The sequence below is a fragment of the Aeromonas sp. ASNIH4 genome (assembly GCF_002934425.1).
Taxonomy (GTDB): Bacteria; Pseudomonadota; Gammaproteobacteria; order Enterobacterales; family Aeromonadaceae; genus Aeromonas; species Aeromonas hydrophila.
The window spans coordinates 2391990-2408384 of record NZ_CP026217.1; the positions used below are offsets into that span (position 1 = coordinate 2391990).

The following is a 16395-nucleotide window of genomic DNA, read 5'->3' on the forward strand; positions in this document are numbered from 1 at the left end:
AGGACAAACATATGAGCCAGCCCATGAGTCAGCACCCCATCACCACCTCAGCCGGTATGAGCAATCCCTGGCCCACCCGGCATCAAGGCAACATGGATGATGAGCGTTATAGTGCAACGATTGCCCATGAAGCCCCGCTGCTTGATGAGCTGGTGAGACTGAGCCATGGCGATACGGGCTGGATCCTGCTGATCGCACCACCCGGTCTGCCGGTAGCCAAGCAGTTGCAGGCACAGGGGATCAATCCCGCTAGGGTGTTGGTGGTGCACAGCCCCAAGATCAAAAACTGGCAACGTACGCTGGAACAGAGTCTGGGCAACGGCCGCTGCGCCGCCGTGCTGACCTGGCTGCCGGAACAGGTCATGCTGGATCGCGCCAAGTTGAGCAAGCTGGGACAACGCTGCGGGGTACTGACCCGTTTCTTCGAGCCGGCCGCATCCTCTCCTGTCCACAGTGGTTCACTGGTCTATGGCGGGCAGGATGTCTATCTCAACCACTGACAGGTACCAAGAGTGCGAGGAGACGCCTTGTAGGATTGGCTGCTGAGTTGAACGGGCTTTTCGTTGGGCGCTGAACAGCCCAGCAATCACTGAGTGACAAGAGCCCTACAACCGTCAGGCAACAGCGGCAAGTGCCTGCCGACAGACGGAAGTGGAAGCCGGCATGAAAGCAAGGCGCAGAGCCCCTCACAGTGAGCACATTGGCAATTGACTCATGCGACTGCACGCTGGCCAAAAGAGAAGGCGACCCTGGGGTCGCCTTCGTTCTGTCTGTTATGGCTGCAGCGGTATAACGGTGGTATCGATAACAGTCACGCGCCGTGTCCGCTCACGCTGAGCCTCGAGACAAGTCTCAAGAGCACGCGTGAACAGCCATCAAACAGCTTTCACTCACGCCAGCTTGCCATCGAGCTCGGCAATCTTGGCAGACCAGTAAGCCGGGCCTGTCTCATGGATATTGTTGCCCTGGGAGTCGACCGCCACGGTCACCGGCATGTCTTCCACCTCGAACTCATAGATGGCTTCCATACCCAGATCGGCAAAGGCCACTACCCGCGCCTTCTTGATAGCCTTGGCCACCAGATAGGCGGCGCCGCCGACGGCCATCAGATAGACAGCCTGGTGCTGCTTGATGCTCTCGACCGTCTTGGGGCCTCGCTCGGATTTGCCGATCATGCCGATGAGGCCGGTTTCCCCCAGCATCATGTCGGTGAACTTGTCCATCCGGGTGGAGGTAGTCGGGCCGGCCGGGCCGACCACTTCGTCACGCACGGCATCGACCGGGCCGACGTAATAGATGAAGCGGTTGGTGAAATCGACCCCTTCCGGCAGCCCCTCGCCTTTTTTCAGCATGTCGGCAATGCGTTTGTGAGCGGCATCGCGACCGGTCAGGATCTTGCCGGAGAGCAGCACGGTATCCCCGCTCTTCCAGCTGGCAAGCTCTGCCTTGGTGATACCGTCGACATTGACACGGCGTACGTTGCCGCCAGCCGAGCGGGTGATCTCCGGCCAATCTTCCAGCTTCGGCGGAGTCAGCTCGGCCGGGCCGGAACCATCCAGTTCGAAGTGCACGTGACGGGTCGCCGCGCAGTTGGGGATCATCACCACCGGCTTAGAGGCGGCGTGGGTCGGCGCAGATTTTACCTTCACATCCAGCACGGTAGTAAGACCGCCGAGGCCCTGGGCGCCGATCCCCAGCTTGTTGACCTTGTCGTAGAGCTCGACCCGCAGCTTCTCTTCGGTGGTTTGCGGGCTACGGGCGATCAGCTCCTGAATGTCGATGTGCTCCATCAGGGCTTCTTTGGCCAGTACGGCTGCCTTCTCGGCGGTACCGCCGATGCCGATCCCCAGCATGCCCGGTGGACACCAGCCGGCGCCCATGGTCGGCACGGTTTTGAGTACCCACTCCACCACGTCGTCGGAGGGGTTGAGCATCACCATCTTGGACTTGTTCTCGGAGCCGCCGCCCTTGGCCGCGATGCTCACTTCCACCTTGTCACCCGGGATCATGTCGATGTGCACCACGGCCGGGGCATTGTCCTTGGTGTTCTTGCGACTGCCGGCGGGGTCGGCCAGCACGGAGGCGCGCAGCGGGTTGTCCGGATTGGTGTAGGCACGGCGGGTGCCCTCGTCCACCATCTCCTGCACCGTCATGTCGCTGTCCCACTGCACCTGCATGCCGATCTTGACGAAGCAGGTGACGATGCCGGTATCCTGACACAGGGGGCGATGCCCTTCGGCAGACATGCGGGAGTTGATCAGGATCTGGGCCAGGGCGTCCTTGGCGGCCGGGTTGATCTCGCGGTCATAGGCAGCCTTGGCGGCCTGCACGAAATCGAGGGGGTGGTAGTAGGAGATGTACTGCAGGGCGTCGGCGATGGAATCGATAAAATCCTGTTTTTTAATGATGCTCATATCATCCTCACTGGTCCTTGTCTCCGGCGCGATGCAGAGCAAGGGCTTCCATATGAGCCGTGCTTCGGTGGGGTGGTGCCAGGCGGCTTGCCTGTCGGCCCGATAAGACAACGGCGTGTTTTTTCTAAAAATTCCGGCGGCTATGATACGCTTGCCACCCCCGTACCGGCTAGGGAGCAGGCTGTAAACTGTTGCCTGTGTAACAAAAAATGAAACCAACGCTGCATATCCACCATTTTGATCACCAGACGGCGCTCCATGCCCTGTTCGCACGCCTTCATCATCTGCCCTGGGCCATGTTGCTGGAATCCGCCGGCCCGCTGGGAGCGGACAACGGCTTTGACATCATCACCGCCGATCCGCTGGCCACTTTGCAGACCGAAGGAGCGCTGACCCGTATCGCGCAGGGAGATCAGCACGAATCCCGTGAAGATGATCCGTTGACGCTGCTGGCCCAACGCCAACACGCCCTGCTGGGAGAGGTCATCAGTCAAGCGACCCCCCTGCCCTTCATCGGCGGAGCTCTCGGCCTGTTTGGCTATGATCTGGGCCGCCGTTTCGAGCGTCTGCCGAGCCTGGCCGCCCGTGACGTGACCATCCCGGACATGGCAGTCGGCATCTATGACTGGGCCCTGCTGCGGGACCTGGCAACGGGTCAATGGCAGCTGGTGCACTGGGGCGATGAGGCCGGCCTTGCCCGCCGCCTGCAGTGGCTCAAGGCGCAGCAGGCAACCGCCACTGAGCCCTTTGCCTTGCAGGGAAAATGGCAGAGCAACATGAGCCGCGCGCAATACGGTGACAAGTTTGCCAAGGTCCAGGCCTATCTGGCCGCCGGGGACTGCTATCAGATCAACCTGACCCAGCGCTTCAGCGCGCCCTATCGGGGCGACGAGTGGCAGGCCTATCAGGCGCTGTCACAAGCTAATCGCGCCCCCTTCTCGGCCTTCCTGCGCTTGCCGCAGGGCGCCATATTGAGCCTCTCCCCCGAGCGCTTCCTGTTGCTCGACCAGCGCCATATCGAGACCAAGCCCATCAAGGGCACCCGCCCGCGACTGGCCGACCCTGCGCTGGATCAGGCCAGCGCCCTGGAGCTGGCTAGCGCCGACAAAGACAGATCGGAAAATCTGATGATCGTGGATCTGCTGCGTAACGACATCGGCCGGGTGAGTCGGCCCGGCTCGGTCAGCGTGCCCAGCCTGTTTGCGGTAGAGTCTTTTCCGGCGGTGCATCACCTGGTATCCACCATCCACGGCGAGCTGGACGCCCAGTGGCAGGCGGTGGACCTGCTGCGCGCCTGTTTCCCCGGCGGCTCCATCACCGGCGCCCCCAAGATCCGGGCCATGGAGATCATCGAAGAGCTGGAGCCCCAGCGGCGCAACGCCTACTGCGGCAGCATCGGTTATCTGAGCCAGCATGGCCGGATGGATACCAGCATCTGCATCCGCACCCTGATCGCCGCACAGGGACAGCTCCACTGCTGGGCCGGTGGCGGCGTCATTGCCGACTCCGACGTGGACGACGAATATCAGGAAACTTATGACAAGGTGGCCCGCATTCTGCCGCTGCTGGACACACTGCGTTGAAAACCTGACAAAATGGATCACAGCAACTGGAGCGAAAAAGAATCGAGATGGAACGTGCCGAACTGCTGACCCGCTTTTTATTGCAACGCCCCGCCCCCGCCCACCGGCTGACGGTGGCCGGGCTCAAGCCCGCCGCCGTGCTGCTGCCGTTGGTCGAGCGGGCCGACGGCCTGCAACTGCTGCTGACCCGGCGCAGCCCGCACCTGCGCCACCACGCAGGGCAGATAAGCTTCCCCGGCGGCAGGCAGGATCCAGACGACCGGGACTTGATCCACACGGCGCTGCGGGAAACCCAAGAAGAGCTCGGCATAGTCCCTGCCCAAATAAAGGTGCTGGGTACCCTCACGCCCCTCAACACCGTCTCCCAATACGACGTGCTGCCGGTGCTGGGGCTGGTCACGGCCGACTATCAGCTCACCCTGAGCCGGGACGAGGTCGACCAGGCTTTTGAGGTGCCGCTCAACCACCTGCTGGATCCACGCCACCACATCGCGCTCACCATCCCCAGAGCCGATCACCTGCACACCATCTACTGGATCCCCTGGCAGCATCACTTCATCTGGGGCGCCACCGCCAGCATGATCCGCCAACTCTCTCGGCAACTTGCCATATAACATTTTGCCTACAAAACGTTTTGCAACATTCGCGCATTAACATTAAACTAACGTAGGTTTTTATAAAAAATAATTGATTAATTCTTCTTTCGATCACATTTCCACAAAAGAATGCGGGTTTGAGCCCCATAAAGGTGAATTTGATCAACATTTTTGATTAAAAAAACCGTATCCTTGCGCCGATTCAATAAAAACCACAATTCGGGGTGAGACACATGTCTAATACTGTCACCGGCGCACAGGACGTTGCGACCTCACAGGAGCAAGGAACCCGCTCCATCCAATCGCGTGGTTGGACCAAGCAAGACACCAGCTGGGTGATCAGCCTGTTCGGCACCGCCGTCGGCGCCGGCATTCTGTTTTTGCCCATCAACGCCGGCATGGGTGGCTTCTGGCCACTGGTGGTGATGGCGCTGCTGGTCGGCCCCATGACCTACCTGGCCCACCGCGGCCTCGCCCGCTTCGTACTCTCCTCCAGCAGACCCGATGCCGACATCACGGAAGTGGTGGAAGAGCACTTCGGCGTGGGTGCCGGCAAGTTGATCACCCTGCTCTACTTCTTCGCCATCTACCCCATCGTGCTGATCTACGGGGTGGGCATCACCAACACGGTTGAGAGCTTCATGGTCAACCAGTTGCAAATGACGGCCCCCCCACGCTGGATCCTCTCCATCGTGCTGATCATGGGCATGATGTCGGTGATGCTGGCCGGTGAAAAACTGATGCTGAAGGTGACCGAGTTCCTGGTCTACCCACTCATCGCCATCCTGGTGGGGATCTCCTTCTATCTCATCCCGGACTGGACCGGTGCAGCCCTCTCCCAGATGCCGTCCGGCAAGGACTTTGCCATCACTCTGTGGCTGACCATTCCGGTGCTGGTGTTCTCCTTCAACCACAGCCCGGCGATCTCCAGCTTCTCGCTGGCCCAGCGTCGCGATCACGGCGAACACGCGGTCGAGAAATCTGACGCCATCCTCAAGCGTACCGCCACCATCCTGCTCGGTTTCGTGATGTTCTTCGTCTTCTCCTGCGTGATGAGCCTGACCCCGGCGCAGCTGGCAGAAGCCAAGTCCCAGAACATCGCCGTACTCTCCTACCTGGCCAACCAGCACGCGAGCCCCATCATCTCCTACTTCGGCCCGCTGGTGGCATTCGTGGCCATCGTCTCCTCCTTCTTCGGCCATTATCTGGGTGCCCGTGAAGGCCTGAAGGGGATGATCGTCCAGAACCTACGCAAGTCCGGCAAGGAGCCGAACCACAAGAAGGTCGAGATGTTCATCATCGCCTTCTTCATCCTGACCCTGTGGGGCACCGCGGTGATCAACCCCTCCATCCTCGGCATGATCGAGTCGATGGGCGGCCCCATCATCGCCACCATCCTGTTCATCATGCCGATGTACGCCATCAAGCGCGTGCCGGCCATGGCGAAGTATCAGGGCCATATCAGCAACGTCTTCGTGGCTGTGATGGGGATGACGGCCATCTCCGCCATCCTCTACCAACTGCTCGGCTGACATTCGGCCATACTAGCAACAATGCCAGCCGGGTAACCGGCTGGCATTTTTTATGATGCCAACAGCAGCGGATGATGACTCTCCAGCAGGCGAGCATGCACAGGCATCTTGGCCAACCCGCCACTCGCAAAACACCGGCCCTGCTCCCCATCCCGACAATTCCCCCCCTTTTCTTTCGTCATCCTCCCTTCAACGGCAACCGACAATGGCTGGCCCATAGCCCATACAGCCTTATACAAGCCGCTGCCACACCGCCTGCCTGACCATGCGTTCATCCAGGCTCTTGATGCGCCTGCGGTATTCACTCAGCCTGCTCCTCTCATCTCACGAAGATTCGGATCGGACCAGCCGCCAGACAATAAAAAACGCCCTCGAATGAGGGCGTTTTCTGTGCGGTGAAGGCTGTACTATCAGGCTTCGCTGTTGGGCACCGACGAGGCATCCAGCAGGGTTTCATCTTCGGCCATGCAGGCCGCGGCGGTGAACAGCACGTCGGTGGAGCTGTTCAGGGCAGTCTCTGCAGAATCCTGCAGTACCCCGATGATGAAGCCCACGGCTACCACCTGCATGGCGATGTCGTTGCTGATACCAAACAGGCTGCACGCCAGCGGGATCAGCAGCAGGGAGCCGCCGGCCACGCCGGACGCGCCGCAGGCGCTGATGGTTGCAACCACGGAGAGCAGAATGGCGGTCGCCAGATCCACTTCCATCCCCAGGGTGTGTACCGCCGCCATGGAGAGCACGGTGATGGTGATGGCGGCACCGGCCATGTTGATGGTGGCACCCAGCGGGATGGAGACCGCATAGGTATCTTCCGGCAAGCGCAGTTTCTCGGCCAGTGCCATGTTGACCGGGATGTTGGCGGCAGAGCTGCGGGTAAAGAAGGCGGTCACGCCGCTCTCTTTCAGGCAGGTCAGCACCAGCGGATAGGGGTTGCGCTTGATCTTCCAGAACACGATCAGCGGGTTGACCACGAAGGCGATGAACAGCATGCAGCCGATCAGCACCATCAGCAGCTGGGCATAGCCGAACAGGGCGTCAAAACCGGTTTCCGCCAGGGTGGAGGCAACCAGGCCCAGAATACCGAGCGGCGCGCAGCGGATCACCGCTTTCACGATGGTGGAGACACCGTGGGACAGGTCGGTGATCACCGCCTTGGTCCCCTCGCTGGCGTGGCGCATGGCGATACCAAGGCCGATGGCCCAGGCCAGAATGCCGATGTAGTTGGCATCCAGCAGCGCCTTGACCGGGTTGGTCACCACGTTGAACAGCAGGGTCTGCAGCACCTCGGTGATCCCGCCCGGCGGGGTGATCTCGGCACTGTTGGCCACCAGATGCAGGTTGGAGGGGAACAGGAAGCTGGCCACGACGGCGACCGCAGCAGCCAGGAAGGTGCCCAGCAGATAGAGCAGCAGGATCGGTTTCATGTTGGTCTTCTGGCCCTGCTTGTGGCCGATGATCGCTGCCATGACCAGTACAAAGACCAGCAGCGGGGCCACCGCCTTCAGGGCGCCGACGAACAGGCTGCCGAGCAGACCTGCCGTTTTGGCCCATTCCGGCATGAACATGGCAAGGAGAATACCGAAGACCAGACCGACCAGGATCTGGCTAACCAGGCTGGTACTGTTGACCAGTCTTACGAGGGGGTGTTGTTGTGTCATCAAATAGTCCCTGAGCACCGAAGTGCGTGAATCATTAGTCCTGTTGGCAACCGCTACGCCAGGCGACACCCATGTCACGGCTGGCGTCATCTGTCCCGGCAAGCCTTCTGTTGAGCCTGTCCGGTAACACACGGGATTGCGGACAAGGAATATCCCATCTGCAACCGCTTTTTTCCATATAATCACTGAAAAATATCCGGTTGACCTCACAAAAAAACCACAACAATGCGATAACACAATATCAACAGCATTCAAATGGATGCCGTTTTCCCTCGCTTGGCCATCCAGACACTCCCCGGCGGTGGTATCATGACGGTTTTTGCGCTGGAGCCCTGCCATGATCTCATCCCTGTTGACCCGTCACTTCGGCTTCGATCGGTTAAGACCGGGACAGGAGGCGGTGATCAGCCGATTACTGGCCGGTCAGAGTGCCGCCGCCATCTTCCCCACCGGCTCCGGCAAGTCCCTCTGTTATCAGCTGCCGGCGCTTGCCCTGCCCCATCTAACCCTGGTGATTTCGCCGCTGATCGCGCTGATGCACGATCAGCTCGCCTTCCTTCGCAGCAAAGGGATCGCCGCCGCCACCCTCGACTCGAGCCTGACCCCGGAAGAGAGCCGCCGGGTGATGCAGCAGGCCGGCGATGGCCAGCTCAAGATCCTGATGATCTCGGTGGAGCGGCTCAAGAACGAACGCTTTCGCCGCTTCATCCGGCAGGTGCCGCTGTCGATGCTGGTGGTGGACGAGGCCCACTGCATTTCGGAGTGGGGCCACAACTTTCGCCCCGACTACCTCAAGCTGCCGGATTACCGCCGTGAATTGCAGATCCCGCAGGTGTTGCTGCTGACGGCCACCGCCACCCCGGCGGTCATGGCCGACATGCAGGCCAAATTCGAGATCGAGGATGAGGGGCTCATCGTCACCGGTTTTTATCGCGCCAACCTGGACTTGGCCGTGGTACCGCTGCCTGACGAGGCTCGCGATAGCTGGCTGCATGCCGAACTGGTTCGTGACCCCACCGCGCCGACCATCATCTATGTCACCCTGCAACACACTGCAGAGCAGTACGCCACCCGCTTGCAGCAAGCCGGGATCAGGGCGCGCGCCTATCACGCCGGGCTCGATGCCACCCTGCGCAGCCAGATCCAGCACGACTTCATGGCCGGCAAGCTGGACTGCATCGTGGCGACCATCGCCTTCGGCATGGGGATCGACAAGGCCGACATTCGCCGGGTGATCCATTACGATCTGCCCAAATCCATCGAAAACTACAGTCAGGAGATAGGCCGCGCCGGCCGGGATGGTCTGCCTTCCCGCTGCATGGTACTGGCCAATCGCAGCCAGTTGCCGGTGCTGGAAAACTTCGTCTATGGCGACACCCCGGACAGAGCGGCCATCGTCACCTTGCTCGAGATCCTGCAGCAAAGCGGCAGCGAGTGGGAATTTGGCTTGCTGCGCCTCTCCAACGCCACCAATATCCGCCAGTTGCCGCTCAAGACCCTGCTGGTCTACCTGGAGATGGCGGGCATCATAGCGCCGGCCTACAGCTATTTTGCCGAGTATCGCTTCAAGTTCGTGCTGGACAAGGCCGACATCCTGGCCCGTTTCAATCCGGCGCGACGCCAGTTTCTGGAGCAAGTGTTCGCCAGTGCCCCGCAAGCGCGCAGCTGGTGCACCATGGACTTCGAGGCGCTCTGGCAGGGTTATCAGGGGGAGCGGTCGCGGGCCGCTGCCGCGCTGGATTATCTACAGCAGCAAGGCTGGATCGAGCTGGAGAGCAAGCAGATGACCGAGGTCTATCGGGTGCTACAGCAAGATCTGGACATAGCACCGCTGGCCGATCAGCTGCACTCACTGTTTGAAAAGAAAGAGCAAAGCGAGCTGGCGCGTCTGCAAGCATTGCTGGGGTTCTTTACCTCCAGCAGTTGCCTGAGCCATGAGCTGGCCCGCTACTTTGCCGATCAGGCCGCGCCCACCCATTGCGGGCACTGCTCAGTCTGTCGGGGAGAGGTGGCACAGCTTCCCTCCTTACCCAGCCGGACACTCCCCAATGAACAGGGGCTCAGAGCCTGGTGCGATCCACTGGTGGCCCTGTGTCACAGTCGGGATCCCCGCATCCTGACGCGTTTCCTGTGCGGCATCACCACCCCACTCACCACCCGGCTCAAGGCCAGAAGCCTGGCTGGATTCGGCCAGCTGGCATCCCACCCCTTTGCCGATGTGCAGACGGCCGTATCCAACATTTATGCCGCTCGCCAACAGGAATAAGCGGCCTAAACATCGGGTAGAGCCCAAAAAAATAAGACCCTCGCATCTGCGAGGGTCAAGCCAACGGAAACGTGCTTAAACAGAGCTTTGTATCAGCAACCAGCCACTCTCTTGCTAAAGCGCTGACTGCCTGACACAGGGCCAATCTAGAGCAGTCGCAATGTAGCGTCAATGTAAAAATTAGAGCTAAAACACCAAACAAAACACTTTCCGCTCACGTAAACGTAATGTTAGTTCGTCTCGTCTACGCCCTGCCCCTTGCCCCGTCTGTGCTGCAGCCAGTCTCCCAAATAAACGCGATGTCATTTCCATTTTCCGACAAACATTTATTTTTTATGTCTTTGACATTTACCTCACTATCGTGGCAAAAATAATTTAACAGTCAGTAACATAGGTGTGTCACTGATTGCGCCTTCCCGCATTGGGTCGGGAAGTACCCTTGCAAATTTAAACCAATAGTTGGTGATGGATTACTGGGGGCTGTTGACTAGGCTTAATGAGGTAAACAGAACAAAAGTAGTGATCCACTCTTTTCAGGGTAAGCGACTATAACGAGGGCAAAGTTATGGGCATCTTCGAGCATTATCAACAGCGATATGAGAAAGCCAGGGAAGAGGAATACACCATCCAGGAATTTCTGGATATGTGTAAGCAGGACAAATCCTGCTACGCCTCCGCCGCCGAGCGTTTGCTGGTCGCCATCGGCGAACCGGAAATGATCGACACCTCGGTCAACCCCAGACTCAGTCGCCTTTTCTCCAACCGCGTCGTGGCACGCTATCCCGCCTTCAAAGATTTCTACGGCATGGAAGAGGCCATCGAACAGATTGTCTCCTATCTCAAGCACTCGGCTCAGGGCCTGGAAGAGAAGAAGCAGATCCTCTATCTGCTGGGGCCGGTTGGCGGTGGTAAATCCTCGCTGGCAGAGAAACTCAAATCCCTGATGCAAAAAGTGCCTGTCTATCGTATCAAGGGTTCACCGGTCAACGACCACCCCTTCTGCCTGTTCGACATCGAAGAAGATGGCGAGATTCTGGAGAAGGAGTACGGCATTCCGCGCCGTTATCTGCGCCCCATCATGTCCCCCTGGGTCGCCAAACGGCTGCATGAGTTTGGTGGCGACATCACCAAGTTCAAGGTGGAGAAGGTCAATCCCTCTATTCTCGACCAGATCGCCATCGCTAAGACCGAACCGGGTGATGACAACAACCAGGACATTTCCTCGCTGGTCGGCAAGGTGGATATCCGCATGCTGGAGCACTTTGCCCAGGATGATGCCGATGCTTACTCCTACTCGGGCGCGCTGTGCAAGGCCAACCAGGGGATCATGGAGTTCGTCGAGATGTTCAAGGCACCCATCAAGGTGCTGCACCCGCTGCTGACCGCCACTCAGGAGGGCAACTACAACGGGACCGAGGGGCTCTCCGCCCTACCCTTCGACGGCATCCTGCTGGCCCACTCCAACGAATCCGAGTGGCAGCAGTTCCGCAACAACAAGAACAACGAGGCTTTCCTCGACCGGGTCTACATCGTCAAGGTGCCTTACTGCCTGCGCGTATCGGAAGAGGTGAAGATATACGAGAAGCTGCTGGTCAACAGCGAGCTGACCGATGCCAAGTGCGCCCCGGGCACCCTTGAACTGCTGGGCCAGTTTTCCGTGCTGTCACGTCTCAAGGAGCCGGAAAACTCGAGCCTCTACTCCAAGATGCGGGTCTATGATGGTGAGAGCCTCAAAGACACGGATCCCAAGGCGAAGAGCTATCAGGAGTATCGCGACTACGCCGGCGTGGATGAAGGGATGAATGGCCTGTCGACCCGCTTCGCGTTCAAGATCCTCTCCCGCGTCTTCAACTTCGACCACGCGGAAGTGGCAGCCAACCCGGTGCACCTCTTCTATGTGCTGGAGCAGCAGATCGAGCGCGAGCAGTTCCCGCAAGAGCTGCATGATCGCTACCTTGAGTTCATCAAGGGCTATCTGACTCCGCGCTATGTGGAGTTCATCGGCAAAGAGATCCAGACCGCCTACCTCGAGTCCTACTCCGAGTACGGTCAGAACATCTTCGACCGCTACGTCACCTATGCTGATTTCTGGATCCAGGATCAGGAGTACCGTGACCCCGAGACCGGCCAGCTGTTTGACCGCGCGTCGCTCAACAGCGAGCTGGAGAAGATTGAGAAACCCGCCGGGATCAGCAACCCGAAAGATTTCCGCAACGAAATCGTCAACTTCGTGCTGCGTGCCCGGGCCAACAATGCAGGCCGTAACCCCAACTGGACCAGTTACGAGAAGCTGCGCACCGTGATCGAGAAGAAGATGTTCTCCAACACGGAAGAGCTGCTGCCGGTTATCTCCTTCAACAGCAAAACCTCAGCCGAGGAGCAGAAGAAGCACGATAACTTTGTCGAACGGATGATGGAGAAAGGCTACACCCGCAAACAGGTGCGACTGCTCTCCGAATGGTATCTCAGGGTACGCAAGTCATCCTGACCCTGACTGTTCAAGGGGGAGTTATGGCGCATTTTATCGACCGCAGGCTCAACGGCAAAAACAAAAGCGCTGTCAATCGGCAGCGCTTCATCCGCCGCTACAAGAAGCAGATCAAACAAGCGGTCTCTGATGCTGTCTCCAAGCGCAGCATTCAAGACGTAGACACGGGCGAGAGCATCAGCATCCCGACCAAGGATATCGGCGAGCCCCATTTCCATCAGGGGCAAGGCGGCAAACGGGAGATGGTGCATCCCGGCAATGACCAGTTTGTCTCCGGCGACAAAATTGACCGCCCCAAGGGAGGAGGTGGCGGTCAAGGCTCTGGCGAAGGGCAGGCTTCCAACCAGGGAGAAGGGGCGGATGACTTCGTCTTCCAGATCTCCAAGGACGAGTACCTCGACCTGCTGTTTGAAGATCTTGAGCTGCCGCGGCTGCAGAAAACCCAGCTCAACCAGCTGATGGAGGTCAAAACCTACCGGGCGGGCTACACCTCCAACGGGGTGCCGGCCAACATCAACGTAGTGCGTTCACTGCAAAATTCGCTGGCCCGTCGGATGGCGCTGCAGGCCGGCAAGAAACGCCAGCTGCATGAGCTGGAAGATAGGCTGGCCCTGCTGGCGGCAGATCCCAACGAACATTTTGCCGAAATAGCCCAGCTCGAGAAGGAGATCAGGGAGCTGAAAAGACGGATCGATGCGGTGCCGTTTATCGACACCTTCGACCTCAAGTTCAACAACTTCGTCAAGCGGCCCGTCCCCTCCAGCCAGGCGGTGATGTTCTGCCTGATGGACGTGTCAGGCTCCATGGATCAGGCCACCAAGGAGATGGCCAAGCGCTTCTACATCCTGCTCTATCTGTTCCTGAGCCGGACCTACAAAAACGTCGAAGTGGTCTATATCCGCCACCATACCCAGGCCAAGGAGGTGGATGAGCATGAGTTCTTCTACTCCCAGGAAACCGGCGGCACCATCGTCTCCAGCGCCCTCAAGATGATGAACGACATCATCAACGAGCGTTATCCTGCCCATCAGTGGAACATCTATGCGGCGCAAGCTTCGGATGGCGACAACTGGGCCGACGACTCGCCACAATGCCGGGAGATCCTGGCGCGGGACATCATGCCGCGAGTGCGGTACTACTCCTATATCGAGATCACCACCCGTGCCCACCAGACGTTGTGGCACGAATATGAATCGGTCGCCAGCGAGTTCCCCCACTTCGCGATGGAGCACATTCGCAAGGTAGAGGATATCTATCCGGTATTCCGGGAGCTGTTCAAGAAGCAAGCGGCGTGAGGGAGGTCATATGGTAGAAACCGCAAGAAAAGTCGCACCGCTGGACGATGGCCCGGATTGGAACTTCGACCTGCTGGACATTTACCATCAGGAGATAGCCCGGGTCGCCAAGTTCTATCGACTGGATACCTACCCCAACCAGATCGAGGTGATCACGGCAGAGCAGATGATGGATGCCTACTCCAGTGTCGGCATGCCCATCGGTTATCAGCACTGGTCATTCGGCAAGCGCTTCATTCACACCGAGCGCAACTACAAACGTGGCCAGATGGGGCTGGCCTACGAGATCGTCATCAACTCGGATCCCTGCATCGCCTATCTGATGGAGGAGAACACCATGCCGATGCAGGCACTGGTGATGGCCCACGCCTGCTACGGCCACAACTCCTTCTTCAAGAACAACTATCTGTTCAAGACCTGGACCGATGCCTCCTCCATCATCGACTATCTGCTGTTCGCCAAGAACTACATCACCGAGTGTGAAGAGAAACACGGCATTGATGCGGTGGAAAAGCTGCTCGACTCCTGCCATGCCTTGATGAACTTCGGGGTGGATCGCTACAAGCGGCCCCAGAAGATCTCACTGGCCGAAGAGAAGCGGCGCCAGAAGGCACGGGAAGACTATCTGCAGACCCAGGTCAACGAGCTGTGGCGAACCCTGCCCAAGCAGCACAAGGCCTCCGGGGTGGAAGACAGACGCTACCCGGCTGAACCACAGGAGAATATTCTCTATTTCATCGAGAAGAATGCCCCTTTGCTGGAACCCTGGCAGCGCGAGATAGTGCGCATCGTGCGCAAGATCAGCCAGTACTTCTATCCGCAAAAGCAGACCCAGGTGATGAACGAAGGGTGGGCCACCTTCTGGCACTACACCATCCTCAATCACCTCTATGACGAGGGCAAGATCAGCGATCGCTTCATGATTGAGGTACTGCACAGCCACACCAACGTGGTCTACCAGCCCCCCTACAACAGCCGCTACTACTCGGGGATCAACCCCTACGCCCTCGGTTTTGCCATGTTTACCGATCTGCGCCGTATCTGCGAGAACCCGACCGAGGAGGACAGATACTGGTTCCCCGATTACGCCGGCAGCAACTGGGTCGATACCCTGCATTTCGCCATGCAGAACTTCAAAGATGAGAGCTTCATCAGCCAGTTCCTCAGCCCCAAGGTGATGCGCGACATGAAGCTGTTCGCCATTGATGACGACGATCTGAAGAACTATCTCAAGGTCTCCGCCATCCACAATGACGAGGGCTACCGCCAGGTGCGCAATACCCTGTCGGCCCAATACAACCTGAGCAATCTGGAGCCCAACATCCAGGTATTCAACGTGGCGGTGAAGGGAGATCGCTCGCTGACGCTGCGCTACGTGCCGCACAACCGGATCCCGCTGGGGGACTCCCGGCACGAGGTGCTCAAGCATCTGCACCAGTTGTGGGGATTCGATGTGGTGCTGGAACAGGATAATGGTGAACTGCCTGCGGATATCATCGGGCGTTGCCCGGAGAAAAAACCGGCTTGAGCAAGCAGCCATCCACCATAAAAAAACGCGCCATTTGGCGCGTTTTTCTTGCATCAGAATACCATCAGTTGTCGCACAGATTACTCGGCATGTCCTGACGCAGACGGGTCCACAACTTGCCTGACTCGATGCCGTACTGGCGTACCGTCATGAACACGGCTTCGTGATTCTTGGTCTCGGCCAGGTTCAGCAAGGTCTTGTAATAGGCATCGGCTGCTTCACGGGCCTGCTTGTCGGAAAAATAGTAACGTCCAACCCGGCTGTACAGCCCCTTGAAGCCGTTGAGGATCAGGGCATAAATCGGGTTGCCGGAAGCAAAGGAGAGCTGGTGGTGCAGGCGATAATCAAACTCTGCATACGCTTCCGGGGAGTTCTCTACCGCGTCGGCACCACGCAGGATCTCGGCGGCTTGCTCCGGATTGTTGCGGATCGCGCCACGAATGAAGATGGTGCAGATGTTGGTGCGCGCCGACAGCAGCTGGGCTACCAGATCCGGCACCTTGTCCTGATCCAGCCTGGCCAGGGTCTCCAGAATGTTGAGGCCCGAGGTTTCCCAGAAGTTGTTCACCTTGGTCGGTTTGCCATGCTGAATGGTGAGCCAGCCATCACGGGCCAGACGCTGCAGCACTTCACGCAAGGTGGTTCGAGTCACGCCAATCAGCTCGGACAGCTCACGCTCGGCCGGCAAGATAGATCCTGGAGGAAAGCGATTGTTCCAGATGGACTCGATGATATATTCCTCGGCAAACCCTGCAGGGCTCTGCGCTTTTATGACCATGTAGTGACTCTGTTGTAGTACGTAAAAAGGCTCACGAATAATAGCAAAGCAGGGAGGGCTGGCAAGCAGAAGGTCAGTCCTCTGCTCACATAAGCAGGCCATTTTGTTAAAAATATGTATTGATTGCTGCGATGGGTGTCAGCCAACCCCATCAATTGGCGATAAAACGGCCAATCTCGTGGGCAAGGCCGACTATGTTATTTATAGTTAATGCTCTTTTTGATTAAAATCATGAGGAATCAATCTGATAAGGG

11 protein-coding genes are annotated in these 16395 nt (G+C 58.5%); 8 read left to right on the top strand and 3 right to left on the bottom strand.

The window, feature by feature from the left end:
- Positions 1-11 precede the first annotated feature (11 nt).
- The gene (locus C2U40_RS11020) at positions 12-500 is read left to right on the top strand and encodes a cell division inhibitor (RefSeq protein ID WP_016350573.1); all 489 of its coding nucleotides are present in this window, start codon (positions 12-14) and stop codon (positions 498-500) included.
- 390 nt (positions 501-890) lie between these two features.
- Here C2U40_RS11020 and C2U40_RS11025 read toward each other — a convergent pair whose 3' ends face one another.
- Complete coding sequence (locus C2U40_RS11025; protein ID WP_039215229.1) at positions 891-2414, bottom strand: fumarate hydratase; 1524 nt, start codon at positions 2412-2414, stop codon at positions 891-893.
- A 296-nt stretch (positions 2415-2710) separates the two neighbouring features.
- On the opposite strand from C2U40_RS11025, the gene pabB reads away from it, so the two are divergent.
- The 3 genes from pabB to C2U40_RS11040 all read left to right on the top strand — a co-directional run bounded on the left by pabB (position 2711) and on the right by C2U40_RS11040 (position 6125).
- The gene (gene pabB / locus C2U40_RS11030; protein ID WP_233768844.1) at positions 2711-3997 is read left to right on the top strand and encodes an aminodeoxychorismate synthase component I; all 1287 of its coding nucleotides are present in this window, start codon (positions 2711-2713) and stop codon (positions 3995-3997) included.
- 47 nt (positions 3998-4044) lie between these two features.
- A complete protein-coding gene (locus C2U40_RS11035) occupies positions 4045-4611 on the top strand; it encodes a CoA pyrophosphatase (RefSeq protein WP_060389538.1) in 567 nt (188 codons plus the stop codon).
- Between the two features lie 215 nt (positions 4612-4826).
- Positions 4827-6125 (top strand): serine/threonine transporter, encoded by a 1299-nt coding sequence (locus C2U40_RS11040; protein WP_011706270.1) that lies wholly within the window; start codon positions 4827-4829, stop codon positions 6123-6125.
- A gap of 410 nt (positions 6126-6535) precedes the next feature.
- Here C2U40_RS11040 and sstT read toward each other — a convergent pair whose 3' ends face one another.
- Entirely contained in the window at positions 6536-7786 is a 1251-nt protein-coding gene (gene sstT, locus C2U40_RS11045) for a serine/threonine transporter SstT (protein ID WP_103826806.1), read from the bottom strand.
- A 337-nt stretch (positions 7787-8123) separates the two neighbouring features.
- On the opposite strand from sstT, the gene C2U40_RS11050 reads away from it, so the two are divergent.
- The 4 genes from C2U40_RS11050 (at position 8124) to C2U40_RS11065 (ending at position 15363) form a co-directional block, all read left to right on the top strand.
- Positions 8124-10052 carry a RecQ family ATP-dependent DNA helicase gene (locus C2U40_RS11050; RefSeq protein ID WP_103826805.1) on the top strand — a complete coding sequence of 643 codons (1929 nt, stop codon included), beginning with the start codon at positions 8124-8126 and terminating at the stop codon, positions 10050-10052.
- 565 nt (positions 10053-10617) lie between these two features.
- Positions 10618-12540 (top strand): PrkA family serine protein kinase, encoded by a 1923-nt coding sequence (locus C2U40_RS11055; RefSeq protein WP_011706273.1) that lies wholly within the window; start codon positions 10618-10620, stop codon positions 12538-12540.
- A gap of 23 nt (positions 12541-12563) precedes the next feature.
- The gene (locus tag C2U40_RS11060; protein ID WP_016350566.1) at positions 12564-13835 is read left to right on the top strand and encodes a YeaH/YhbH family protein; all 1272 of its coding nucleotides are present in this window, start codon (positions 12564-12566) and stop codon (positions 13833-13835) included.
- 10 nt (positions 13836-13845) lie between these two features.
- Positions 13846-15363 carry a SpoVR family protein gene (locus tag C2U40_RS11065; protein WP_011706275.1) on the top strand — a complete coding sequence of 506 codons (1518 nt, stop codon included), beginning with the start codon at positions 13846-13848 and terminating at the stop codon, positions 15361-15363.
- Positions 15364-15427: 64 nt separating this feature from the next.
- On the opposite strand, the gene fadR is transcribed toward C2U40_RS11065, so the two are convergent.
- Positions 15428-16141 (bottom strand): fatty acid metabolism transcriptional regulator FadR, encoded by a 714-nt coding sequence (gene fadR / locus C2U40_RS11070; RefSeq protein WP_016350565.1) that lies wholly within the window; start codon positions 16139-16141, stop codon positions 15428-15430.
- Between the last annotated feature and the right edge of the window lie 254 nt (positions 16142-16395).

What these genes read in the sequence shown, in the direction of transcription:
- C2U40_RS11020 (WP_016350573.1), top strand. Translation starts at nt 12, where the DNA reads ATGAGCCAGCCCATGAGTCAGCACCCCATCACCACCTCAGCCGGTATG.
- C2U40_RS11025 (WP_039215229.1), bottom strand. Translation starts at nt 2,414, where the DNA reads ATGAGCATCATTAAAAAACAGGATTTTATCGATTCCATCGCCGACGCC.
- pabB (WP_233768844.1), top strand. Translation starts at nt 2,711, where the DNA reads ATGTTGCTGGAATCCGCCGGCCCGCTGGGAGCGGACAACGGCTTTGAC.
- C2U40_RS11035 (WP_060389538.1), top strand. Translation starts at nt 4,045, where the DNA reads ATGGAACGTGCCGAACTGCTGACCCGCTTTTTATTGCAACGCCCCGCC.
- C2U40_RS11040 (WP_011706270.1), top strand. Translation starts at nt 4,827, where the DNA reads ATGTCTAATACTGTCACCGGCGCACAGGACGTTGCGACCTCACAGGAG.
- sstT (WP_103826806.1), bottom strand. Translation starts at nt 7,786, where the DNA reads ATGACACAACAACACCCCCTCGTAAGACTGGTCAACAGTACCAGCCTG.
- C2U40_RS11050 (WP_103826805.1), top strand. Translation starts at nt 8,124, where the DNA reads ATGATCTCATCCCTGTTGACCCGTCACTTCGGCTTCGATCGGTTAAGA.
- C2U40_RS11055 (WP_011706273.1), top strand. Translation starts at nt 10,618, where the DNA reads ATGGGCATCTTCGAGCATTATCAACAGCGATATGAGAAAGCCAGGGAA.
- C2U40_RS11060 (WP_016350566.1), top strand. Translation starts at nt 12,564, where the DNA reads ATGGCGCATTTTATCGACCGCAGGCTCAACGGCAAAAACAAAAGCGCT.
- C2U40_RS11065 (WP_011706275.1), top strand. Translation starts at nt 13,846, where the DNA reads ATGGTAGAAACCGCAAGAAAAGTCGCACCGCTGGACGATGGCCCGGAT.
- fadR (WP_016350565.1), bottom strand. Translation starts at nt 16,141, where the DNA reads ATGGTCATAAAAGCGCAGAGCCCTGCAGGGTTTGCCGAGGAATATATC.